We start from the raw sequence: 20733 nt of genomic DNA on the forward strand, positions 1-20733 counted from the left end.
GCTTCAGCGGCTAAGGATTTTTTATGTTAATAATAGATTTTACTGTTGTCGAGCCTCACCAGCTTTTCACGTTCCATTTTCTTGATGGTCCGGATCACCGTCTCGGTGCGCAATCCGGTAAGGGAGGCTAATTGCTGACGTGTATACGGGATAAAGAACGAATAAGGTTCTTTATAGCCGAAATAAACCTTGATATGATCGAAGAATTTTTTCAGCCTGGAAAAAGGATTCATCATAGAAAGCGGGGCAGACATCACATATTTATAATGCATCCTGTCTGCCGTATAATTGTAGACGCTCAGCATAAGGCTGGGCTTTTGGGTAACAAGATCATGGAACCTGTTTTTTTCTATTTTAATAATGTCGCATTCCGTTACGGCAATCGCATTAATTGCATATTCCTTATCTGTAAAAAGATACGTTTCGGCAAAGCAATGACCTTCAAAAGGAAGCCCGTGGATAAATTCTTTACCATCTTCATGAAAATTGGTCAGTTTAACCGTCCCGGTCCTGATCTGAAAATAAAATTTTGTAGAGCTCCCTTCGTGAAAGATAAATTCGCCTGGTTTATAATTCTGGGTTTTTGCTCCATGAGAAAACAGCAAGTTTTCACAAATTACCATATGTGTTGTATTATTTCTATAAAGGTATTAAATAAATATTATGTTAAGCAAATAATAATGTACCACAGAAGTGCCACTTGTGTTTAAAATTTTCCCATTTGATGCTGGTTTCACTGCCTATTATTCTCCAAAATAGAAGCGGTCTTCCCATCCGGGAAGACCGCTTATGTGAAGGAAGAATTGAGTCAGTTATTCTTCATCCTCATCTTCATATTGTTCGAGGTAATAGCTGAACGTGAAACCCTCTACTTCTTCCTCTGCTTCTTCCAGCGTAGCAAGAAGGTCTTCAAAGGTTTCCAGCTGGTCCACCGTCATATTAACGAATTCCAGGTTCAGCGGCATTTCCATTCCGCCCGTAATGATGTCGTACAGTGCATCCAGGTTATTCCCGAAATACTCCGGGAGCGTGCACTTTTCCTTCAGTTGCGCATAGAAGTCTTCATCATCTCCTATATCGCTGAAATCAATATATATATTCTTCATATCAGATAATTTTCCAGTTTTTATTCATTAAAAAAGTCTGGCACTTCCGGCAGAAACCCGTCTCTTCATCCGTCGGGTTCTTACCTTCTGCACTCCTCATAAAACATGTTTTTACAGGGCAGTGCTGTAGTCCCTGTGTATGGCCGAGCTCATGAACGGCTATTTTAAAAAGCTGTTCGTCAGTCTTATTTTTGCTCAGCCGGAATGAAGACGCTATACATGCATTTCCGGGTCTGTAGCCCAGGCCCATGATGCCGAAATCCCTGATGTCCCCTTTGGAGTAGACGTAAGGCCGATCACGACGGTCCTTTCAGGATGTATGTCCTTAACGGCTGAACCGCAATAATTAAAGGCTTGTCCTTACCGGCTTTTTCATGGTCTCCCGAACACGATAGAAACAGAATCAGGAACGAAAATCCTCATACATACGGCCAGAGGCTGATAACGATCTTTCCGAAAATCAGCCCGCTGTGTTTCAAAAACATTATTGCTTTTTAAAGCTTTTGTAATGGTCTTTGGTCAGATAAACATCTCCGTCCCGGGTAAAAACAATCCGGTCAGCATTTCTGCCGCCGCAATGGTAATTGACATCGGCTTCATAATACTCGGCTCCCTGCGGAAGGCTCCCTTCACGGTTCCCGAAACGGTCGCCTCCAATGGCTTTTCCCGGTAATATCTCACAGAGGTTTCCCTGAGAAGGATTCCAGCCTTTTGCCCTGGCTTCTTTCTTAGTGATATAATAGTCCGGCAGCCGGTGGTTCTGTTGTATATATCGGGTGACGGTCTGATCCCGGGTGAGCTCCTCAATGGATTGCTGAAAAGTTCCATCAGTTTCAGGACTTCCGGACATGCTTCCGTATTCAACCGATGCCGTATGGGAACGGTTGATGCTTCCGTTTTTAAAAGAAGTAATACCGTACATCAGCAGCATACCTGCCGCGAAACCTGCCAGTATAAAGAAAAGTGACCTTGTTTTACCGTTCATGTATTTTAAATTAAAAGTAAGGCAATATAGCAGTTTCCTGGATTTTTGTCAAACTTTTATACAGATATCGGATACCTGTTATTGCCTCCACTCCTCCGGAATGTCACAAACCGGGATAGGCACCATTTTGTGGCGTGCCGCTTTATGCATCCTGTCAAAGATCATAAATACCTCTTTGTCGCGCCCTTCGTATTCTTCAACAGCTTTAGTGCCGTATTCCTTCTGTATTTTTTCCAGTTCCGGATAGGTGGCGCCAATCTGGTCTTCATCAGTCCTCTCCGCATCCCATAATCCATCGGTTGGAATTGCATTCTTAATGCTTTCGATCAGGTCCAGGGCTCCGGCCAGCTGGTACACTTCCGTTTTGTACAGGTCTGCAATAGGGGAGACATCTACACCGCCATCACCGTATTTGGTATAAAATCCGATCCCGAAATCCTCCACCTTGTTTCCGGTACCGCACACAAGCAGCCCGTGAAGCTGTCCGAAATAATACAGCGTCAGCATCCTGAACCTGGACCTGGTGTTAGCAAGCGCTAAATTGTTGTTGGCATTTCCCTCCGCATGATCGCTGACAATGCCTTCAAAGCTTTCAAAAACCGGGGTCAGGTTTACCGTATGGCCTTTTACATTCGGAAACCTTCTTTTAAGATCCTCAATATGTTCTTGGGCGCGGTTCACCTGGTCGGCTTTCTGGCGGATCGGCATTTCAATAAGGAGGACATCCAGCCCTGTCATGGCGCAGAGTGTGGAAACCACTCCGGAATCCACGCCTCCGGAAACGCCGATAACGTATCCTTTCACATTGGCCTTTACGGCGTACTCCTTCAGCCAGTTGACAATATGGTCTATGATTTTCTGTGTCTGCATGATATGTATATTTTTGTTATTTGAATTTTTTAGTTGGTTTCTTAAGGTAAGCTGATATTCTGTTCCGATCAATTACATGGAAAAGAAGTGCCAAAATTCCCATGGCATCGGATCTGAAGAATATAAAAAAAGACGACCGGAATCAGGTTTTTAAGATATTTACTAACAGTTGTCCACATTGAGTTCCGAATTCTTCAAATTATTCATCTTATATTTTTCTGTTAATGATCACGGGCTGCACGGCAGGTCCGTTTAAGCCTTTCAAATATACTGCTAAGTCTTCAATTATCCGTGCATCTAATGGCTGAATTTCTTTCTGAAAAGCCATTGTAATATGGTAAAATTAAAAGAATCAGATAAAAAGATTTTTTTGATATACAGACTTGTGCAATCGCTGGTACCCTACCGATGAGAAATATTTATTTTTTAGCATTATATGATGTGTAATACGTATTTTTGCGCCTTAAATGCCTATCAGACTCATGAAAATTTTAAGAATTTCCGCACTTGCATTACTTATGGCTGCCGGATTGGTTTCCTGCAAAAAAGAATCCGGTAACCAATGGGACGTAGAACTTAAAAATCCGGTTGAAAAAGTAGAAGTGACCGATATTTCAAAGGAATTTTATGATCCTAAGGTTTCCCTGGAGAAGTTCAAAGCAGAATTCCCATGGTTCCAGGGAACGGTCACTGATGAAGACTACGTTAAAAGAAGGTCGGATGCCAACGAAATTAAAATCTATAAGGAAGCGGCAGCTAAAATAGACCGGCAGAAACTGGAAAAAGACCTGGGAGAGCTGTTTTCCCACATCCGGTACTATTTCCCGAAATTCAAAGCTCCCAAGGTATATCTGTTTTCATCTGCACTCCAGATGGTGCAGGACCCGATCATCTATGATGCGCAGGGAAACCAGGTGTTCATTGATATCACAGGGTTTATGGGGGATGGCAATGCCCATTACAAAGGGCTTGAGCTGTACTTCCAGAAATCCATGAACCCGCAGAATATCGTTCCTAAAGTATCCCTGATTTTTGCGGAAAATACCGTTCCGCCGTCAGCGGACCACCAGAAGTTTATCGATCAGCTGGTTTACAACGGGAAACTGATGGTCCTGCAGGATGCTTTCCTTCCCGGTTATCCGGATTACCTGAAAATAAACTATACCCAGAAACAGTATGAATGGGCAAAAAGCAATGAAGCCAACATCTGGAATTATTTCGTGGAAAGCAACCTGATTTTCAGTGAAGATCCCAGGTTAGCGGGACGCTTTATTTCGCCCGGGCCTTTTTCAAAGTTCTACACCGAAATTGATAATGAATCTTCTCCACAGATCGGAATTTTCACCGGATGGCAGATCTGCAAAGCCTACCTGAAACAGAAACCGGATACCCAGCTGACCGATTTCCTGAAAATGGATGCCACCACAATTTTTAATGCGTCCGGATATAAACCTAAAAATTAAACTCCCATCATAAAACCTTCTTTACGGAGGTTTTTTTATGCCGAATTTAAAAGGCTCCTCTATTGTTATCCTTTGCCAGATCATCACAGAGGGGGAAATTATAGTCTTAACAGGTTTTCTTGGTGAAGATAATCGCATGGAAATTTTGGATAAGCTCAAGAAGTATTTAACTTTGCTTAAATTTAAAATTGGATATGAGAAAAACTCAGATAACGATAGATGTTGAGCTGGATGAAAACCACATCCCGGAAAACATCACCTGGAATGCACAGGACGGCGGAATAGAAAAAGAAGAGACCAAAGCGACCATGATCTCCGTATGGGATGACAAAACGATGGAAGCACTGCGGATCGACTTATGGACCAAGGAAATGCCTGTAGACCAGATGAAGATGTTCATCCATCAGATCCTGGTTTCTCTGGGAAATACATACCAGCGTGCTACCGGAGAAGAGGATGTAGCCCAGTGGATGGAGGAGATCGCAGAGGAATTTGCGGTAAAATCGGCAATAAAAATGTAAATAGTACTATAACAATCTAAAAATGTAATAATGTAACGATGATTGCCCGACTGTTACATGCATACATTGGTAAATTATAACGTTATGAATTTCAACACCAAAGTAATACACGGGGGACAGCACCACGAATCGGCTACCGGTTCCGTGAATGTTCCCGTTTTCCTGACTTCAACATTTGCTCAGAAAAGCCCTGGAGTACATTCCGGATATGAATATTCCAGAGCGGCCAATCCTACCAGACAGGCTCTGGAAGATTCCCTGGCCAGCATTGAAAACGGCGCCAGAGGCCTTGCCTTCGGTTCCGGACTTGCGGCAATCGACTGTGTGCTTAAACTGCTTAATCCCGGCGATGAGGTGATTGCCGTAGATGACCTTTACGGCGGTACGTACAGGATGTTTACCCGCCTTTTTGAAAAGTATCAACTGAAGTTCACCTTCGTAAATTTCGATGATGTTTCAAAAATTGCAGATAAGATTACGGGAAATACGCGTCTGATCTGGGTAGAAACCCCTACCAATCCGCTGATGAAATTAGTGGACATTAAAGCGGTAGTGGACATGGCGAAAGGAAAAGACATCCTGGTTGCTGTTGACAATACGTTTGCTACGCCTTACCTTCAGAGGCCTATCGATATGGGAGCGGATATTGTGATGCATTCTGCCACCAAATACCTGGGAGGGCATTCGGATGTCATTGCCGGAGCGCTGATCGCGAAAGATGCCGAACTGGGCGAAAAATTACACTTTATCCAGTTTGCAAGCGGCGGAATTCTCGGGCCGCATGATTCGTACCTGGTGCTGAGAGGGATCAAAACCCTTGCATTACGGGTTCAGCGGCATTCTGAAAACGGAATGGCGGTAGCGGAATACCTGGAATCCCATCCTGCTGTGGACAGAGTGATTTATCCGGGACTAAAATCCCATCCGCAATATGAACTGGCAAAATCCCAGATGAAGGATTTCGGAGGGATGGTTTCATTTACCTTTAAATCCGGTAAAAAAGAAGATGCCATCAATTTCCTTGAGAAGCTGAAAGTATTTACCCTTGCAGAATCTTTGGGCGGAGTGGAATCTCTGGCCAATCACCCGGCATTGATGACACACGCTTCCATTCCGGCTGAAAAACGTGCGGAGCTGGGCATCACCGATGACCTGGTACGTTTAAGTGTAGGTATCGAAGATGCAGAAGACCTGATCGCTGATCTGGAAAGAGCATTTTCTTAATATACAACTTAATAACTTTGTCAAAGTTATATTTTACCGCTTATAACTTTGACAAGGTTTTACCTATACCATGACAAGAAAAGCAACCCTTCAGGATATCGGGCAGCTGTCTGAATTATTCGATCAGTACAGGATTTTTTACCATAAAACTTCAGATGTTCCGGCGGCTGAACAGTTTTTAACTGAAAGAATCGAAAACGGAGATTCCAAAATTTTTGTTGCTGAAATCGAAGAGAGACTGGTCGGTTTTGTGCAGCTTTATCCTTTGTTTTCTTCTACCAGAATGAAGCGTTACTGGCTACTGAACGATTTATTTGTTAATGAAAGTTACCGTGGAAAGGGATTTTCAAAAGAACTGATTGAACAGGCAAAAGAAATAGCACAATCAACGGATGCCTGCGGAATTCTTCTGGAAACCGGAAAATCCAACGACATCGGAAACAAACTATATCCCAGCTGCGGCTTTGAACTTTATGATGAAGTCAATTTTTACGAATGGACAAATTATAGAGATTAAATGATCAATTCTGAATTTAAAATTGCTCATGGCTCATTACCTATTATATAAACATGACAGATTTTCAAAAATATATCCAACGCTATTTAGACTGGGTTCCATCTGGTGACTGGGTGAAAGAATTACAAACATCCGGTGAAAAAACTGTTGCCCTCTATTCAAAGCTTTCGGAAGAGCAATCCCATTTTGCCTATGCCGAAGGAAAATGGACGTTGAAAGAACTGCTTTTACATATTTCCGACACCGAAAGAATTTTCCAGTACCGCATTTTGGCCATTGGTAGAGGTGACAAAAATGAATTGCCGGGCTTTGATGAAGAGCTTTACGCCAGTCAGTCATTCGCTAATGAAAGGCATTTGGATTCCCTGCTTGAAGAATACCAATTGCTTAGGAAATCCTCCCAAATTTTACTTGAAACGATGAAAACTTCAGCTTTGAACACTGTCGGAACTGCCAATGGAAACCAGATTTCTGCTGAAACCATCGGCAAACTGATCATCGGTCATAACCTTCATCATTTGAATATTATTGAGGAGCGGTATTTGCCGAATCTGTGAAATTCTGTAAAATTCATATTGCAATTCTGATCAGTTTAGTCATATTTTTAATATCACTGACACAAGATTGTATGACATATCAATATTTCAGAACGGTTGAGTATCCGTCATTTTACGCCTTATTATTCGGCTGGATGCATTTTGGCGGCGGAGGACTTTCAGAAGGTTGTATTTGGCTGGCCAATCCTTTTTATTTTACAGGTTTGTTTTTACTGCACAAGAAAAAACTTAATACTGCTGTTTTATCACTTATTGTTTCTTCTGTTTTGACTTTGTTGTTTCTTACTTTTGAAAATTTGACTATGACCAAAAGCGGAAGAATCGCTCCGGTTATTGAGTTAAGTTCAGGGTATTTTTTTTGGCTGGCAACAATTTTATTTGCTGCATTTTCTTCAATTTATTTGAAATTAAAAAATTGGACTTCAGAAAATATTAATAGTGATGGGCTTTAGCCCGTTTTCCCAGTAAAGCCATTCATCAGGCTTTAGCCAAAATTTAAAAAGAATTTATATTTTTGGCAAAATAACACAAATGCCTTTTATTAAAATTTACATCCATCTTGTTTTTTCGACGAAAAACAGAATTCCGTTTTTCAATACTTCAGCAGTAAGGGTCAAAGTCTGGAAACACATTAAAGAAAATGCTTCGGAAAAAGGAATTTATGTGGATATGGTTAATGGATTTTCTGATCATTGCCATTGCTTAATTTCATTGGGCTCAAATCAGAATATAGAAAAAGTTGTTCAGTTGATCAAAGGGGAGTCTTCTTTCTGGATCAATAAAAATGAACTGACCCGGGAGAAATTTGCCTGGCAGGATGAATATTTTGCCGTTTCCGTTTCCGAATCTATGGTTGAACTGGTACGGAATTACATCAGAAATCAGGAAATCCACCATACAAAACAGACTTTTGAACAAGAATACCTTAGGTTTAAGGAGAAATACGGTTTTTGAATAAGTTTCGGATGAATGGAATAATTCTCTTGGTAAACGGGCTAAAGCCCGTTTCTATTGATATACATAGTTCGCAGTATGATAACCAAACAAAAGTCATAAACGAAATTTCATTCCTTTTGTTTTTAAGGTATTCATTTGGCGTAAATTCATAGATTTTTTATCTTTGAAAATCGGCTGAAGTCCGGTACTATTCACTTATGGAAAACATCATCAACATACTGAAATCCGGAGGAACCATCCTGTATCCTACCGATACCATCTGGGGAATCGGCTGTGATGCTACAAATACAGAAGCCGTCAATAAAATCTTTGATATTAAAAAGAGGGAAAAGAACAAATCCATGATCATTCTGGTAGAATCTGAAAAAAGACTCCAGGACCTGGTGGATGTTCCTGAAATGGCCTGGGAAATCATTGACCTGAGCGAAAAGCCCGTTACCATCGTGTATGAAAACCCGAGAGGGTTGCCTGAAGAGTTGCTCGCTGAAGATGGAAGCATCGGGATCCGGCTGGTGAAAAATGATTTCTGCAAAAAGCTGATCACCAAACTGAACCGCCCGCTCGTTTCCACTTCTGCCAATTTCAGCGGGGATAAAAGCCCGATGAAATTTTCGGATATTTCCCCGGAAATCATCAGCCTGGTAGACTACGCTGTGGAAGAAGACCGTGAAAAAGTATCCGCCTATTCAGGTTCTTCCGTCATCAAAATCTGGAGCGATAACAGGATCAAAGTTCTTCGCGAGTAAAAAAGCAGATTTTCTTATCTTTGCACCGTAATTCAGCCATTAAGGCATCAGGAAACCACTGCACACCGCAGGATCCTGGTTCCTTAATGGTTTTAAATTAATCCCTACACATGTTCATCAACCTCAATCAGAATAAAAACCTTAAACTGTTTAAAATCATTTCCGAAGTCGCCCACCGCAACAGCCAGTCGGTGTACATCGTCGGCGGCTATGTCCGCGACCTACTCATGAAAAGGAAAGCCTCTACGGATATTGATTTTGTTACCGAACAAAGCGGGATTGAGCTGGCTGAAAAAGTAGCTGCGGAAATTGATCCCAAAATGAAAGTTTCCGTTTTTAAAACGTACGGAACCGCTATGATCCGGTATAAAGACCTGGAGCTGGAATTCGTAGGGGCCAGGAAAGAAAGCTACCACGAAGACAGCCGGAAACCGGAAGTGGAGGGCGGTACCCTGGAAGACGACCAGAAAAGGCGGGATTTTACCATCAATGCCATGGCGATCTCTTTGAATAAAGAGAATTTCGGAGCGTTGATCGATCCGTTCAACGGAGTTGGGGATCTGGAAGATCAAATCCTGAGGACACCGCTGGAGCCTTCGCAGACGTATTCCGATGATCCGCTCAGGATGATGCGGGCGATACGGTTTGCCTCCACGCTTCAGTTCCGGATTGAAACGGATTCACTGGATGCGATACAGCAGGAAGCCGAAAGGATCAGGATCGTTTCCATGGAAAGGATCATGGTGGAATTCAATAAAATCATGCTTTCCGCAAAGCCGTCTGTCGGGTTGGGATTAATGGAGGAAACCGGTCTCCTGAAGCTGGTTATCCCCGAACTGATTGCCCTGAAAGGCATCGAAGAAGTGGAAGGACAGACCCACAAAGACAATTTTTACCATACCCTGGAAGTGGTAGACAATATCTCCATCCATACAGATAACCTCTGGCTGCGCTGGGCTGCCCTGCTGCACGACATCGGTAAAGCGCCTACCAAAAAATTCGTTGAAGGAACGGGATGGACATTCCACGGCCACGAATTTTTAGGCTCAAAGATGGTGAAAGCCCTGTTTCAGCGCCTGAAACTGCCGCTGGGAAACGACATGAAATATGTCCAGAAAATGGTGAAGCTTTCCTCAAGGCCTATTGCTTTGGTTACCGATGACGCTTCCGATTCAGCACTCAGGAGGCTGCTGTTCGACGCCGGCGAAGACCTGGAAGATTTGTTCACCCTGTGCAAAGCCGATATCACAACCAAAAACTCCCGGAAGCAGGACCGCTTCAAAAAGAATTTCGAGTATGTTGCGGTAAAGATCAAAGAGGTGGAGGAAAAAGACCAGGTGAGGAATTTTCAGCCGCCTATTTCGGGAGAGGAAATCATGGAAATGTTCAATCTTAAACCGGGACGTGAAATCGGGATCTTGAAAGAAAAAGTCAAGGAAGCCATCCTGGAAGGCGAAATTTCCAACGAAAAGGAAGACGCCAGAAACTTTGTGATTGCAGAAGCCGGAAAACTGGGGCTTTCTGTGGTGTCATCCTAAAGATACAACCCATTGAAAATATATCGCCTTTCGTAAATGAAGGGCTTTTTTGTGGCTAATAAGTAAACCACAGTGCCGGGGAGGATTGATCTATCCCGAAAATCTCTATTTTAATTATTCTTTTTTTGGTTATAGCAAGATCTTCCTTATCGAATAACTAAAAAAATACAGAACTGCCATACCTTCCAAAGACCGGAAAAGCCGACAATTAGTTTATCTGATATACTGGCAACCCTGCCTGCGGTTATCATAGTAATTAATAAAAAACAAGTAGTAGATAGTAAAGAAAAACGATAAAAAAAATAATGATATAGGTTTTGCTGTTTTGATACCTGATAAAAGCCCCGATGAAAAGCAACAGATTAAAAATCATGAAAAAGAATACTGTTAACCGGCCGATCTGTTGATGAAGAACATACTGCATAACCTCTGCATGGTACGATGTTTTACTGAAGGGTTCCGATTCCAGCCGCAGATATATGTACGGTGATGAAGCTGTAGTTTTGTGTTCACCCGGTACCGTATAAAAATATGCTTTCCGTTCCTGTTCACTCTTTAAAACTGGATTTAACCAGTACATATCTTTCGAGATCGTTTCAGGAGGAGGGTCTTTATAAATTTCTTTAATTTTATGATTGATAAAGAGCCCTGCAATACCTGTGTAAGTACCTTCAAGATCATGATTGTATCCTCTTATCCTGTGTCTGTATATGACAGGTGATCTTGCGCCACGGCTTACTTTTTTTGATTCAGTTAAGATCCCTTTATTAAGGACAAGTTTTTTTTCAAGGGATACTGTATGGTTTATAACCAATATAAGGACGGCAATGGGCAAAACAACGGACAATATTGCAAATATTTTGTATCTCATATTTCAAACGGGTATATAAAATTCCCTGAAAGTGCAGCCATTTAAAGATAGCATTTTTAGTTGAAAACTGTAAATATCAAAAAGATTATGTCAGGTAGTATAATTAAATCGGATCTTTACTATATGGATAAAAAAGTTGAATAAGCAAGATTTTAGCAAGGAACCGGAGAAAATTCGGTAATGAAATTACAGAAAACAGGGGCCGCAAAAATACATGTCTGTCAAATAGAAAATTTGATTATCTTTATAGAATAACAGAAGACATATATCAAAGTTGATAATGAGATCTTAGAATCGAGCCTGATGAAAACGGGTTTAATACGATCAGGATTCAACATCATTATTCCACAGCCATTTGGAGATAGGTAAACCGCTTGAGTATATGGATTCATAAAATATCAATCATGAAGTATGTCATATATTTTCTTCCGGCTGTTTTTTTCGGAATCTTAGGAATTGTTATCAACCATTTTCAGTTGTTTGATTTAGGCCCGGGATACCGTACACCATATATCCTGATGGCGGCATTGAGTATAGCCGGCGTTTATAAGGCAATCAAGCTTAAAAACAGCACAAAGACCTACTGATCCTGTTTCTGGATAATTTGAAAAAGGATGATAACATTTCAGGCCACAGGTTCAGGTGACATCTTATCATCATAACGGCCTGTTTTATGATATGATAAGGTGATTTTCCCAGACATATAAGATCATGATTAGGTTAAATTTTTAACCTGTTCTGCTTATCAGCTCTATAGGACCAGCTTTACATGGAAAACACCCGGCCAAAGATTAAAGAAAAGCAAATCTTTGAAGTGCTTATCAATAATCCACAATATATGGATACAGCCTTTCACGAATGAAGGGCCTTTTTTGTGCTTGTACATTTCAGATGGGCGAGTATGTGATAGTATTAGCCATAATAATTCGCGGATGACGATCGTATTTTCTGGGGTAAAAGAATTCCGGGCGGCTTCGAAGAAGCCGCCCGGAAAAACACAAATGATGAAAAAATATATTCTTTAGATGTGAGCTTTTTTTAGTTTTTATAAAAACCATTGGTCGCTTTACCTGCTGTAAAGGTTTTAATAAGCGATCCGGAAATATTGTAGACGCTGATCTTGCTGTCCTGTGTAAATCCGTTGGCATCAGAAGTGAAGATCTTACCATCAACAACGTTGAATCCGTACAGGTTAGAATACTGGTCAACACTGTTGGCTACCGTGAACAGGGGAGATGTAGGTGCTGCTGTAGCATTCATATCCATAGTGTACACATTGTTTCCTGAGGTAAAATAAAATTTGCCTTTTTCAATTTCCAGATTGGTCGCACTGGAGACACCTGTAAGCGTGATCGTCTTGGTGATACTTCCTGAAGCCGAGATCTGATAGATGTACGAATCTGAGGTTCCGGCTGCAATGGCATAGACGTTCTGGTTGTCAGAAATGATCTTGTTGATATTTCCATTCGGCAGGTTGATCGTTGCCTGTACATCGTTGGTTGAAGTATTGATGTAAGTAATCTTGTTTCCGTACCCGTAAGATGCATTTTGCACGAAGATGTTGTTTCCTGCAGCAACCACTCGTTCAGCTGCATCAGTACTGGAAAAAGAAATTTTCTTTACAAAAGAAAGGTCAGCGGCTTTATAAATGCTCACATATTTTTCACCGCCGTACTTGTCATTGGTTACGTAAATATTGTTGTTGGCAAAGGCCATATAACGCGGCTGGTTGATCTGGTTGGTGATTTCACCCGTGCTTTTAAAATTATATCGGTTAACGATTTGGATTTTGTTGGTGTTATTCAGTACGAGATAAGCATTTTCACCGTTGAATACAATGGTCTGAAGTACATCCCCAAGGTTGCTTCCGCCATTGTTGCTGGAGAAAAGGTTGTCCTGTTTAAGGCTCAGGTCGCTGCTGACAAAGGTTACATCAGCGTTCGGCTTTCCGAAATTTCCTTCGTTGGTAAGCAGGAATCCGTTTCCGTAGTAGATTTCCTGGGTTATTTCATCATCACTGCTACACGATACGGCAAACAGGATGGTGAAGGCAAAAATAAATTGTAAGAGTCTTGTTATTTTCATTATACTAAAATTTTAAAAATTAATGGTTGCGTAAATACTGTAATTCCTTTTAGGCATGGGGTAATAAGATACCGTTTCGTAAACTGTATCAGTAATATTGTTTACCTTCAGCCCTAGTGTATATTTTTTGTTCAGAGTTCCTGAAAACCCTGCGTTAAGGACAAAATACGGATCCAGTGCATCGGCTTTCTTTTCATCTGTCGTGGTATAGGTAAGCCCGTTGAACAGTCCCTGGACATATACTCTGAGAAAATCGTAACGGTAATCGATGCTGGCTACGGCTTTGTGGATCGGAACATACACCATCTGCTTGTCCGTCTGCTTGTTGATGGACCTGGCATAGGTATATCCTCCGTTCAGCTTTAATCCATGCTTTCCGAACTGCTTTTCATAGGTAACCTGTGATTCCAGTCCGTATGAATCTACCCTGTAGGTATTGAAGACAGCCCAGTAGCCGTAAGGAGTCGGCAGCCAGTTGATGTAGTTTTTGATATGCATAAAATACGGACTCAGGGTAAGTTTTAAACTTCCGAACCTGAATTCATGGTCCATATCCACATTCAGCGAAGTTTCCGGGACAAGATTCGTGTTTCCGCCCTGTTTCCAGTATAGGTCATTAAAAGAAGGGATCCTGAAGTTCCTTGAAACATTCATGCCGGTGCTGTACCATTTCACAGCAGTCCATTTTCCTGAAAATGAAAACAGGACGGGAGAAGTGATATCCTCTACAAAATCTTTTTTAACACCGGCTTCAAAACGAAGGTCTTCAGTAGGGAAGTAGCGCAACAGCCCTGCCACAGAACCCATATTCCTTCTGATGCTGCCGAGGCCCGACTGGTATCCTTCCGCCGTATTCACCTGGAATTCCCCAATGGCATTCACGTTGATCTTCGGTGTTATGAAATAATTGAGATCATTTTTAATGATGTAGTTTTTTCCGTCTGCACCGCTGGTCTTCGGTTGGTCTATATCTCCGAAATACTGGAAATTATCCTCTGTATAAGCTGCTTTCAGGCTGTTGGTAAAGGTGCTTTGACGGAAATCCCATGCAACAAGGCTCCGCAAAGTCTGCGCGTTGTATTTTGTTTTGTTGCCGTTTTCCACAAAAATAGGATAGCGCTGGGATGCGTCAAACATCTGGCTTTGCCAGGAAATAATGTGGTGGCTGCTTAATTTATACGAAGTCCCGATGTTGAAGGTGGTATTATAATACCTTCCGTTGCGGTTGATATATTCTTTTTCCTTTACCTCATAATCATTCTGGCTGATGGAGTAATGGGCAGATGCCTTAAAGCTGAAACGGTCATTGCTGAACCCTGCTTTCGCAAAATTAATGTACGTCCCGAAGGAGGCTGCTTCCGAATACAGGCTTCCCTGAAATCCTTTCCCGAATTCCAGCTGGTCGTTCAGGTGGATGCTTCCGCCTATGGCTGAGCTTCCGTACTGCACGCTTCCGCCGCCGGATTTTACTTCCAGCCGGTCATACCCGAAAAGAGGGATGTTGTTGAGGTCTGCCTGACCCAGGAAATTGGAATTGATGTTGATGCCGTTCCAAACCACGGCGGTATGGCCTGCACTCGTTCCCCGGAAAGAGGGGGAAGAAACTGCGCCGCGGCCGTTTTCTTTGATGTAAACGGGAGACTGGAAACGCAGCAGTTCAGAAAGGTTGGTGCTGTTTTTCTTAACGTCTTCCGGACTGATCGTATTCACCTGATGAAAACGCTTGACCTTATTCATCTGGCTGTCGAAAATATACACAGTATCAATGATCTTTTCCTGTCCGAAAAGAAAACATCCGTACGCCGAAAAGGCCAGTGCTAAAGACTTTTTTATATTCATATTCATTCGCTTTTCCTCCGAAAGCAATAGATTTTTTAGTTAGATTCTGGCAGGTCTCCTGGCTTTCGCATTCTGCGCCTTCCCATGGTTACAGTGGCTGTAGTGCAGAACATCTTATCGCGATTTACAGTTGCGGGGACAGCTCGGGATTTTCATCCGATTCCCTATTAATTCCAATACATTGGAAACCAAAATTTTTGCAAAGATAAACTTTTAAGCTGAAATTCAAAATGATGCAGCATCAAAGAAAATTACTGAGGCACCGGCAGGGTATATGGGCTGAAAACCTGAGGCGTAGCTAATGCGACATACTTTAAATAGAATCAGGAGCTTTTTCCAGCTATCCGCTCATACTCCTCGCGCAGCCGCACAGTCCGTTCCGCTGCGGGGTAACCGCTGCTATCTGGGCTAGGAGGCTGTGCATGATACAAAAGATCCGGATCTTATAAAAACGGATTACAAAAATGTCCCGTCAAAGTAAAAAGGCAAAAGGTCTTTGATGGCATCTACTTTATACACTTCATCATTCATGCTGGCGAAGTAGAGCTCAATGTTTTCCTGCTGCTTGGTTTCGTACTCCATCAGGCTCTGGCGGCAGCCTCCGCACGGCGGAATTGGCGGATGCGCTTCCTGGGAGATCCTGGGTCCGCCCACCACAAATATTTTTTTTACCCGGACATCCGGAAAATTAGCGGAAATCCAGAATATGGCCGTCCTTTCTGCACAGAGGCCCGAAGGAAACGCCGCATTTTCCTGATTGCTGCCGGTATGGATTTCCCCGTTCTCCAGAAGCACGGCGCAGCCTACCAGGAAGTTGGAATAAGGAGCATAGGCTTTTGCGCGGGCCTCTCTGGCTTTGTCCAGCAGTTGCTGTTCCATGCCGTTCAGCGCGCTCCTGTCCTTAAAATATTCATAGCGGATATGGGTTTCTTTTTTCATGGGGTCCCTGAATTAAAAAAGGGGCATAAAATTAGCTTTTTTCGATCACGTGGGCAATAATATTACCTTTTGCCCGAAATTTTAAATTTAAATTCAGATTAAACATGTTGTATACACCTATCAAATTCAGAAATGTAGAGCTGAAAAACCGCTGGGTCATGTCGCCGATGTGCATGTATTCCTGTGAAGAGGGCCTGGCGAACGATTTTCATTTTGTCCATTACGGAAGCAGGGCACAGGGCGGAACCGGCCTCCTGATCGTGGAAGCCACGGGAGTGGAGCCGCGGGGAAGGATTACCAACCACTGCATGGGCATCTGGAATGACGAACAGGCAGAATGCTTGAAGAGGATCGTTGAGTTCGTGCATTTTTACTCCGAAAGCAAAATCGGGATTCAGCTGGCGCATTCCGGCAGGAAAGGATCTACCTGGAACAATGTGCAGATCCCGCTTGAGGAAGGCTGGGAGACCATTGCGCCGAGTTCCATTCCCTATCATCCGTCCGAAAGGATTCCGCATGCACTTACCAAAGAAGAGATCCGGGAACAGGTACAATATTTTAAAGAAGCCGCAAGAAGAGCTGTCTTCGCAGGATTTGATGTTATTGAAATCCACGCGGCACACGGATACCTGGTTCACCAGTTCCTGTCACCGTTATCCAATATCAGGACTGATGAATACGGAGGAAGCTTTGAGAACCGCATCCGTTTCTTACTCGAAATCGTAGACGCTGTTAACGAGGAACTCAATCAGGATGTAGCCTTATTTGTCAGGATTTCCGGGACTGAATATGCCGAGAACGGATGGGATGTGGAAGACAGCACCCGATTGGCCGCAGAACTTAAAAAGCATTCCGTAGACCTTGTTGACGTATCCAGCGGCGGGAATATCCATGGAGCTAAAATTCCTGTGCATCAGGGGTACCAGGTGCCTTTTTCTTCAGAAGTAAGGAACGGAGCAGACGTACAGACCGCAGCTGTCGGCCTTATTACGGAGGTGGACCAGGCAGAGCAAATACTTCAGAACGGTGAAGCAGACCTCATTTTCATTGCGAGGGAAATTCTGAGGAACCCTTATACCGCTGTTCACGGCGCTTTTGAAAAAAAAGAAAGCTGTTTCTTCCCGCATCAGTATGCCAGAGCTAAAATTTCTTCTTAATTTTATCAGGCTTAAAATATCCATATGAAAATTGAAGACTTCATGCTGCCCTGTCCCACCAAAAAGTTTTTCGGTTTCGAATGCTTCGGTTGCGGTGCACAGCGGGCCATGGTAATGGTTTTTGAGGGAAGGTTTTCAGAGGCGTTCCATATGTTTCCGGCAGTATATACGCTGTTGCTTTTTATAGGGACTGTGGTGCTTAATTTTACAGACCGCAAAAGAAATTATGGGAACGTGCTCATCTTTCTGGCTATTATCAATTCAGTAGTCATGGTATTTTCTTATTTTTATAAACATTTTTTTCAGTATATGAACATTTAACATTAAAATCATAAACTATGGACCAACAGAAATTACCCAATGCAACGGCAGTGCTCGTTTTAGGGATTTTATCAATCGTTACCTGCTGCTGCTACGGCCTTCCCGGAATTGTAGCCGGAATCATCGGGCTCGTGCTGTACAAAAAAGACAATGCCCTGTACATGCAGAATCCGGGGATGTATTCCAATTATAATAACCTGAATACCGGAAGGATATTGAGTATTATAGGAATCGTACTGAGCGTTCTCGCTATCATTTATTTTATTTTCGTTTTCGTCTTAATCGGAGCGGATGCCCTTTCGGATCCGGAACTGATGCAGGAGAGAATAAGAGAGCTTCAAGGGAGATAATCAACCGCATGCTCAGATAAAAAAAATCCGTTTCAGGGATCTGAAACGGATTTTTCATATTTAATACAGTATTTACTGAACGATAAACTTCAGGACAGTTTCGCCTAATCTGAGCATATATACGCCCTGTTCAAGCTTTTTAATCCTGATCGTGCTGCCTTCCCTGAACGGTTTTTCAATCGTCTGAATAAGTTTTCCACGGGAATCGTAAATTTCAGCTTTGTTGATATTTGCGGTATTGCCTTTTACCGAGATTTCCTGACCTGTAACAGGGTTCGGATAGATACGGAGTGTCTGGGAGTCTGCTGCCTGATCCTTGCTGGAAGTCATCATGCTTTGTCTGGAAGTTCCCGAATAGCACGTCCAGCTCAGGTTATCAACGGCGACCCTGTTGCCGGAGCCCGTATTCACCAGGTTTACGGAAACATTTCCGGAAATATTGATATTGCTGAGAGTGGTGGTTACCGCATTGCTGCTGTACGGAACCGTTCCTACTTTGGTTCCGTTTACCTGAACGTCAAGCGTTCCTGTGCTTCCTGAAAATTTAAGCTGCGTGGTTACGGTAAGCGAGCCTATTCCGTTGGCAGAAGTTCCGGACTGAACCGATCCGTTTCTGATGGTAATAGCTTTACTGGAGATCGTCTGATCTGTTCTGGCATCGGTGGCCGTCCACGTCATACCGCCGTTGCTCCAGTTTCTGGTGGCATAGGTAGAAGCATCAGATGAAGGAATGGTTTCGAACGTTTCAGACACACAGGTACTGGTTGAAGGCGTACCTCCTCCGGTAGAACCGCCTCCTGATGATCCGGATCCCCAGATCTTATTTACATAGTCCGGATTGTCTATAAACGGATTCCGGTTTCCCTGGAAATTATACGAAGCGTTATTCCTGTTGATTTCAGCCTGTGACACCGGGTCCTGGTTATGCCAGGCCAGCAGCACATTCAATTCCCACGTCTGTAATCCCGGATACGCTGAACTTCCCAGCATATTTCCGGAAGAGAACGATGATAGCTTGCTCTGGTACCGCGTTACGAAGTAAAAGATCATTCGGGCAATATCCCCTTTGAACTCATCGATAGGCTCAAATACAGTTCCTGAATAGCCTGAAGAAGTGCTGTTCCCCAGTTTAGAACCGTTTTTTGAAGTAAATGTAGCGGTTCCTACTTTCCCGAAAGGATAGTTGCTTCTCATACCGTTCACTTTCCCGTCCGTAGCCCGGATAAAATGGATGTCAGAGACCATGGGTGAAGCTTCATTAAATAGACTCTGCGGTACAAGATGTTCCCGGTTGTAGCAGTTGCCCTCCACCGAATAGGTGCCGCACTGGTTGGTGCCGGGAGTGTATTTATACGGGTCCGCTCCGTTCGGTTTTTCTGAATAGATATCCAGGATAGAACCGTCATTTTCGTAATTTTTGTCAATATCCGTCGTTTTGTAGCCGGTCCAGAGTCCGCTGTAGCCTTTATCCTGATGCCCGTTGGTAATGATGCTGCTTAACGCCGTTTTCAGCGAAGCCCCCGAAAGGCCGTTGGCCGAACTGTAGTATCCTGAAGGGGCCTGCGCATACGCCAGTCCTCCCGCAACGATACACAATAGTAATTTTTTCATAATAAAAAAGTTTTGGTAAGAATACTGTAATTTTACGAATAAGAAATTACATGATTGTTAATTTTTGAAGTTCTTACGGGAATTTTTTCATTAATTAGTATGATAAGGATAGCAACTGCATAGATTTTATGAATAAGACATTAATGTTAATAGATATGTATTGTTAAACCTTGACAGGGTTTCAAACCCTGTCAAGGTTTAAGGTATTGATGTCTGACCTCATTAATCACCTCTCATTCAGATAAGAAAGGCTCCATCATCTGTCTTCAGAACAGAATCACATCAGGGCAGGTAAAAAAAATCCGGCGGCTTCGAAGAAGCCGCCGGAAAGGGATATTTGATTATATGATTTCTATTTTCGCTGAGGAGGATATTTCGCCATGATCTCCGCCATAATTTCAGGGATCTGTCTCTGTTTCGCTCTCGGAGAATCCACGGAAATACCGCTTCCGATGCCCTGCCATACCAGCTTGTTGGTTCTGGCATCAATGAGGTCAACGATTAATGCACCTTCATTATAATTGCTGGACCAGGTTCTGTTCATCCCTACTCCCCATCCGAAAGGTCCGCCCCATCCCCACATACCGTAAGGAGACGTGGTGTTGATATCGGTAACTTTTTTATGGTTGGCTTTTACATTGATGATCAGGTCAGGGTTTTCGCCGGAAGTAAGGCCTTTGCTCTGAAGCTGTCTTGAAAGTTCATTCAGCACGCGGTCTTTATCGATATCATTCAGCTTAAGGTCGTCAATACGCAGCTTGTAGGTTTTGTACGTATTGAAGTTGGCGGTTTCAGCGTAATCTGATCGTACATTAAAAGGGCTGCAGGATGTTAAACCCAGAGTTGCAGCAAGCAGAATAAAAATATATTTCTTCATTTTATTTAATTTTTTTATCGTTTTTAATAAATGTATCGGTCTTTTTATCGTATCCGTAAGGACAGTGCCTACAGCCGCTTTTACAGCAATATCCTCTTTTCAGATGAAACTTTTCCGTAAAAACCTTGTATCCCTGCTCATTGTAGTAAAAGTCTTCATGCTCTTTGATATCGAAATGGGCCATAAGTTAAATCTTAAA

At 42.7% G+C, this 20733-nt stretch carries 24 protein-coding genes and 1 riboswitch; of the genes, 13 read left to right on the forward strand and 11 right to left on the reverse strand.

Annotated elements, in window-relative coordinates; genetic code table 11:
• Positions 1-26: 26 nt before the first annotated feature.
• The 5 genes from CGB83_RS17435 to nadE all read right to left on the reverse strand — a co-directional run bounded on the left by CGB83_RS17435 (position 27) and on the right by nadE (position 2961).
• The gene (locus CGB83_RS17435; RefSeq protein ID WP_100076970.1) at positions 27-623 is read right to left on the reverse strand and encodes a Crp/Fnr family transcriptional regulator; all 597 of its coding nucleotides are present in this window, start codon (positions 621-623) and stop codon (positions 27-29) included.
• 189 nt (positions 624-812) lie between these two features.
• On the reverse strand, positions 813-1106 hold the full coding sequence (locus tag CGB83_RS17440) for a barstar family protein (RefSeq protein ID WP_100076971.1): 294 nt from the start codon (positions 1104-1106) through the stop codon (positions 813-815).
• Between the two features lies 1 nt (position 1107).
• Complete coding sequence (locus CGB83_RS20765) at positions 1108-1356, reverse strand: matrixin family metalloprotease (protein ID WP_100076972.1); 249 nt, start codon at positions 1354-1356, stop codon at positions 1108-1110.
• A 234-nt stretch (positions 1357-1590) separates the two neighbouring features.
• Positions 1591-2091: a ribonuclease domain-containing protein gene (locus CGB83_RS17450; RefSeq protein WP_100076973.1), complete on the reverse strand. Its 501-nt coding sequence runs from the start codon at positions 2089-2091 to the stop codon at positions 1591-1593.
• Positions 2092-2169: 78 nt separating this feature from the next.
• The gene (gene nadE / locus CGB83_RS17455; RefSeq protein WP_100077642.1) at positions 2170-2961 is read right to left on the reverse strand and encodes an NAD(+) synthase; all 792 of its coding nucleotides are present in this window, start codon (positions 2959-2961) and stop codon (positions 2170-2172) included.
• A 482-nt stretch (positions 2962-3443) separates the two neighbouring features.
• Here nadE and gldB point away from each other — a divergent pair, with 482 nt between their 5' ends.
• From gldB to CGB83_RS17515, 10 genes are all read left to right on the forward strand, one after another.
• Positions 3444-4424: a gliding motility lipoprotein GldB gene (gene gldB / locus CGB83_RS17460; RefSeq protein WP_100076974.1), complete on the forward strand. Its 981-nt coding sequence runs from the start codon at positions 3444-3446 to the stop codon at positions 4422-4424.
• Between the two features lie 194 nt (positions 4425-4618).
• On the forward strand, positions 4619-4945 hold the full coding sequence (gldC, locus tag CGB83_RS17470) for a gliding motility protein GldC (RefSeq protein WP_100076976.1): 327 nt from the start codon (positions 4619-4621) through the stop codon (positions 4943-4945).
• A gap of 84 nt (positions 4946-5029) precedes the next feature.
• Positions 5030-6169, forward strand: coding sequence for a cystathionine gamma-synthase (locus CGB83_RS17475; RefSeq protein ID WP_100076977.1), 1140 nt, complete (start codon positions 5030-5032; stop codon positions 6167-6169).
• Between the two features lie 70 nt (positions 6170-6239).
• The gene (locus tag CGB83_RS17480; protein ID WP_100076978.1) at positions 6240-6686 is read left to right on the forward strand and encodes a GNAT family N-acetyltransferase; all 447 of its coding nucleotides are present in this window, start codon (positions 6240-6242) and stop codon (positions 6684-6686) included.
• A gap of 53 nt (positions 6687-6739) precedes the next feature.
• Positions 6740-7243 (forward strand): DinB family protein, encoded by a 504-nt coding sequence (locus CGB83_RS17485; RefSeq protein ID WP_100076979.1) that lies wholly within the window; start codon positions 6740-6742, stop codon positions 7241-7243.
• A 71-nt stretch (positions 7244-7314) separates the two neighbouring features.
• A complete protein-coding gene (locus CGB83_RS17490) occupies positions 7315-7695 on the forward strand; it encodes a hypothetical protein (RefSeq protein ID WP_100076980.1) in 381 nt (126 codons plus the stop codon).
• Positions 7696-7774: 79 nt separating this feature from the next.
• Positions 7775-8197, forward strand: a complete 423-nt coding sequence (gene tnpA / locus CGB83_RS17495) for an IS200/IS605 family transposase (RefSeq protein WP_100076981.1) — start codon at positions 7775-7777, stop codon at positions 8195-8197.
• 200 nt (positions 8198-8397) lie between these two features.
• Positions 8398-8946: an L-threonylcarbamoyladenylate synthase gene (locus CGB83_RS17500; RefSeq protein WP_100076982.1), complete on the forward strand. Its 549-nt coding sequence runs from the start codon at positions 8398-8400 to the stop codon at positions 8944-8946.
• A gap of 110 nt (positions 8947-9056) precedes the next feature.
• On the forward strand, positions 9057-10484 hold the full coding sequence (locus CGB83_RS17505) for a CCA tRNA nucleotidyltransferase (RefSeq protein WP_100076983.1): 1428 nt from the start codon (positions 9057-9059) through the stop codon (positions 10482-10484).
• Positions 10485-11759: 1275 nt separating this feature from the next.
• Entirely contained in the window at positions 11760-11942 is a 183-nt protein-coding gene (locus CGB83_RS17515) for a hypothetical protein (RefSeq protein ID WP_100076985.1), read from the forward strand.
• Between the two features lie 451 nt (positions 11943-12393).
• Here the strand turns inward: CGB83_RS17515 and CGB83_RS17520 are convergent, their stop codons facing one another.
• The 3 genes from CGB83_RS17520 to cdd all read right to left on the reverse strand — a co-directional run bounded on the left by CGB83_RS17520 (position 12394) and on the right by cdd (position 16218).
• Positions 12394-13440, reverse strand: a complete 1047-nt coding sequence (locus tag CGB83_RS17520; protein WP_100076986.1) for a DUF5074 domain-containing protein — start codon at positions 13438-13440, stop codon at positions 12394-12396.
• A 12-nt stretch (positions 13441-13452) separates the two neighbouring features.
• On the reverse strand, positions 13453-15279 hold the full coding sequence (locus CGB83_RS17525) for a TonB-dependent receptor plug domain-containing protein (protein WP_100077643.1): 1827 nt from the start codon (positions 15277-15279) through the stop codon (positions 13453-13455).
• 31 nt (positions 15280-15310) lie between these two features.
• Positions 15311-15487, reverse strand: a riboswitch (cobalamin riboswitch).
• A 248-nt stretch (positions 15488-15735) separates the two neighbouring features.
• The gene (gene cdd, locus CGB83_RS17530) at positions 15736-16218 is read right to left on the reverse strand and encodes a cytidine deaminase (protein ID WP_100076987.1); all 483 of its coding nucleotides are present in this window, start codon (positions 16216-16218) and stop codon (positions 15736-15738) included.
• A gap of 104 nt (positions 16219-16322) precedes the next feature.
• Between cdd and namA the strand changes: the two genes are divergently transcribed.
• From namA to CGB83_RS17545, 3 genes are read left to right on the forward strand one after another with little or no spacing between them, the layout of a single operon-like run.
• Entirely contained in the window at positions 16323-17375 is a 1053-nt protein-coding gene (namA, locus tag CGB83_RS17535) for an NADPH dehydrogenase NamA (RefSeq protein ID WP_100076988.1), read from the forward strand.
• 24 nt (positions 17376-17399) lie between these two features.
• A complete protein-coding gene (locus CGB83_RS17540; RefSeq protein ID WP_100076989.1) occupies positions 17400-17696 on the forward strand; it encodes a DUF2752 domain-containing protein in 297 nt (98 codons plus the stop codon).
• A gap of 17 nt (positions 17697-17713) precedes the next feature.
• Positions 17714-18046 carry a CCC motif membrane protein gene (locus tag CGB83_RS17545; RefSeq protein WP_100076990.1) on the forward strand — a complete coding sequence of 111 codons (333 nt, stop codon included), beginning with the start codon at positions 17714-17716 and terminating at the stop codon, positions 18044-18046.
• Between the two features lie 72 nt (positions 18047-18118).
• Here the strand turns inward: CGB83_RS17545 and CGB83_RS17550 are convergent, their stop codons facing one another.
• From CGB83_RS17550 to CGB83_RS17560, 3 genes are all read right to left on the reverse strand, one after another.
• The gene (locus tag CGB83_RS17550; protein ID WP_100076991.1) at positions 18119-19657 is read right to left on the reverse strand and encodes an endonuclease; all 1539 of its coding nucleotides are present in this window, start codon (positions 19655-19657) and stop codon (positions 18119-18121) included.
• Positions 19658-20009: 352 nt separating this feature from the next.
• On the reverse strand, positions 20010-20534 hold the full coding sequence (locus tag CGB83_RS17555; protein WP_100076992.1) for a DUF4136 domain-containing protein: 525 nt from the start codon (positions 20532-20534) through the stop codon (positions 20010-20012).
• A gap of 1 nt (position 20535) precedes the next feature.
• A complete protein-coding gene (locus tag CGB83_RS17560; protein WP_100076993.1) occupies positions 20536-20718 on the reverse strand; it encodes a DUF5522 domain-containing protein in 183 nt (60 codons plus the stop codon).
• Positions 20719-20733: the final 15 nt, after the last annotated feature.

Source organism: Chryseobacterium camelliae, assembly GCF_002770595.1.
Classification (GTDB): domain Bacteria; phylum Bacteroidota; class Bacteroidia; order Flavobacteriales; family Weeksellaceae; genus Chryseobacterium; species Chryseobacterium camelliae.

What these genes read in the sequence shown, in the direction of transcription:
- CGB83_RS17435 (WP_100076970.1), bottom strand. Translation starts at nt 623, where the DNA reads ATGGTAATTTGTGAAAACTTGCTGTTTTCTCATGGAGCAAAAACCCAG.
- CGB83_RS17440 (WP_100076971.1), bottom strand. Translation starts at nt 1,106, where the DNA reads ATGAAGAATATATATATTGATTTCAGCGATATAGGAGATGATGAAGAC.
- CGB83_RS20765 (WP_100076972.1), bottom strand. Translation starts at nt 1,356, where the DNA reads ATGGGCCTGGGCTACAGACCCGGAAATGCATGTATAGCGTCTTCATTC.
- CGB83_RS17450 (WP_100076973.1), bottom strand. Translation starts at nt 2,091, where the DNA reads ATGAACGGTAAAACAAGGTCACTTTTCTTTATACTGGCAGGTTTCGCG.
- nadE (WP_100077642.1), bottom strand. Translation starts at nt 2,961, where the DNA reads ATGCAGACACAGAAAATCATAGACCATATTGTCAACTGGCTGAAGGAG.
- gldB (WP_100076974.1), top strand. Translation starts at nt 3,444, where the DNA reads ATGAAAATTTTAAGAATTTCCGCACTTGCATTACTTATGGCTGCCGGA.
- gldC (WP_100076976.1), top strand. Translation starts at nt 4,619, where the DNA reads ATGAGAAAAACTCAGATAACGATAGATGTTGAGCTGGATGAAAACCAC.
- CGB83_RS17475 (WP_100076977.1), top strand. Translation starts at nt 5,030, where the DNA reads ATGAATTTCAACACCAAAGTAATACACGGGGGACAGCACCACGAATCG.
- CGB83_RS17480 (WP_100076978.1), top strand. Translation starts at nt 6,240, where the DNA reads ATGACAAGAAAAGCAACCCTTCAGGATATCGGGCAGCTGTCTGAATTA.
- CGB83_RS17485 (WP_100076979.1), top strand. Translation starts at nt 6,740, where the DNA reads ATGACAGATTTTCAAAAATATATCCAACGCTATTTAGACTGGGTTCCA.
- CGB83_RS17490 (WP_100076980.1), top strand. Translation starts at nt 7,315, where the DNA reads ATGACATATCAATATTTCAGAACGGTTGAGTATCCGTCATTTTACGCC.
- tnpA (WP_100076981.1), top strand. Translation starts at nt 7,775, where the DNA reads ATGCCTTTTATTAAAATTTACATCCATCTTGTTTTTTCGACGAAAAAC.
- CGB83_RS17500 (WP_100076982.1), top strand. Translation starts at nt 8,398, where the DNA reads ATGGAAAACATCATCAACATACTGAAATCCGGAGGAACCATCCTGTAT.
- CGB83_RS17505 (WP_100076983.1), top strand. Translation starts at nt 9,057, where the DNA reads ATGTTCATCAACCTCAATCAGAATAAAAACCTTAAACTGTTTAAAATC.
- CGB83_RS17515 (WP_100076985.1), top strand. Translation starts at nt 11,760, where the DNA reads ATGAAGTATGTCATATATTTTCTTCCGGCTGTTTTTTTCGGAATCTTA.
- CGB83_RS17520 (WP_100076986.1), bottom strand. Translation starts at nt 13,440, where the DNA reads ATGAAAATAACAAGACTCTTACAATTTATTTTTGCCTTCACCATCCTG.
- CGB83_RS17525 (WP_100077643.1), bottom strand. Translation starts at nt 15,279, where the DNA reads ATGAATATAAAAAAGTCTTTAGCACTGGCCTTTTCGGCGTACGGATGT.
- cdd (WP_100076987.1), bottom strand. Translation starts at nt 16,218, where the DNA reads ATGAAAAAAGAAACCCATATCCGCTATGAATATTTTAAGGACAGGAGC.
- namA (WP_100076988.1), top strand. Translation starts at nt 16,323, where the DNA reads ATGTTGTATACACCTATCAAATTCAGAAATGTAGAGCTGAAAAACCGC.
- CGB83_RS17540 (WP_100076989.1), top strand. Translation starts at nt 17,400, where the DNA reads ATGAAAATTGAAGACTTCATGCTGCCCTGTCCCACCAAAAAGTTTTTC.
- CGB83_RS17545 (WP_100076990.1), top strand. Translation starts at nt 17,714, where the DNA reads ATGGACCAACAGAAATTACCCAATGCAACGGCAGTGCTCGTTTTAGGG.
- CGB83_RS17550 (WP_100076991.1), bottom strand. Translation starts at nt 19,657, where the DNA reads ATGAAAAAATTACTATTGTGTATCGTTGCGGGAGGACTGGCGTATGCG.
- CGB83_RS17555 (WP_100076992.1), bottom strand. Translation starts at nt 20,534, where the DNA reads ATGAAGAAATATATTTTTATTCTGCTTGCTGCAACTCTGGGTTTAACA.
- CGB83_RS17560 (WP_100076993.1), bottom strand. Translation starts at nt 20,718, where the DNA reads ATGGCCCATTTCGATATCAAAGAGCATGAAGACTTTTACTACAATGAG.